Consider the following 661-nt stretch of genomic DNA (forward strand, 5'->3'; position numbering starts at 1 on the left):
CTTTTCCGGGGAGACGCTTGAAGTGGACACGGCATCTCTTGCGAGCGAAAAAGCAGAAAGTCATGTATTTGCTCCTGCTGACAGCGGCTCTCTCGCCTATATCATCTATACATCGGGCTCCACCGGGCAGCCAAAAGGGGTAGCCGTTGAGCACCGCCAGGCTGTTTCCTTTCTGGCTGGCATGCAGTGTCAGTTTCCGCTTCAGGAAGATGACATTGTCATGGTGAAAACCTCTTTTTCCTTTGATGCGTCTGTGTGGCAGCTGTTTTGGTGGGCTCTTTCCGGTGCTTCGGCGTATCTGCTTCCGCCCGGCTGGGAAAAAGACCCCGCATTGATCATACAAGCCATTCATCAGGAAAAAGTGACAACGGCTCATTTTATTCCGGCTATGCTGAACAGCTTTCTCGATCAAGCGGAAATGTTAGCGCTCGGTGACGGGACAAGCCTGAAGCGTGTATTCGCCGGAGGTGAACCGCTTGCGCCGCGTACGGCAGCCCGTTTTGCTTCTGTATTGCCGCAGGTATCATTAATCCATGGTTACGGGCCGACAGAAGCCACGGTAGACGCGGCATTTTACGTGTTGGATCCAGAACGGGACAGGGACCGTTTGCGGATTCCGATTGGAAAGCCCGTACCCGGTGCGCGTTTGTATGTTTTAGAT

The 661-nt window shown here is 53.4% G+C and carries 1 protein-coding gene; it reads left to right on the forward strand.

Annotated features, from left to right (window positions below; genetic code table 11):
* Positions 1-661 (forward strand): AMP-binding protein (locus tag AC4CV5_RS20750; RefSeq protein ID WP_490923804.1); only part of this gene is annotated, 661 nt, incomplete at both ends.

It is taken from the genome of Bacillus sp. NS1, assembly GCF_058248265.1.